The sequence below is a fragment of the Paenibacillus sp. 102 genome, assembly GCF_039549175.1.
Classification (GTDB): domain Bacteria; phylum Bacillota; class Bacilli; order Bacillales; family Bacillaceae_G; genus Bacillus_A.
In genome coordinates, this window is sequence record NZ_JBCGHT010000103.1 from 1 (window position 1) to 254 (window position 254).

At 30.3% G+C, this 254-nt stretch carries 1 protein-coding gene; it reads right to left on the reverse strand.

Annotated elements, in window-relative coordinates:
• A partial coding sequence (locus tag AAIE21_RS29530; RefSeq protein WP_343269891.1) for a transposase occupies nt 1-254 on the reverse strand: 254 nt, incomplete at both ends.

The following is a 254-nucleotide window of genomic DNA, read 5'->3' on the forward strand; positions in this document are numbered from 1 at the left end:
AACATAGTAGAAGAACATAATAGAATACTAATGAGTTGCCCATAAAGGTGACATTCTAATCGTTCTTGTTTAATAGATTTACAACGATGAATTTGAAACCAAGATTTCCATATCTTAAATAACAGCTCAATTTGCCAACGTAGTGAATATAAATCATAAATTTTCTCTTTTGGTATCCATTCCGTAGGAATGTTTGTCATATATACCGTAATACCTTGTAAAAGTTTCGTACGCTCTGTATATGTAATTCCTTT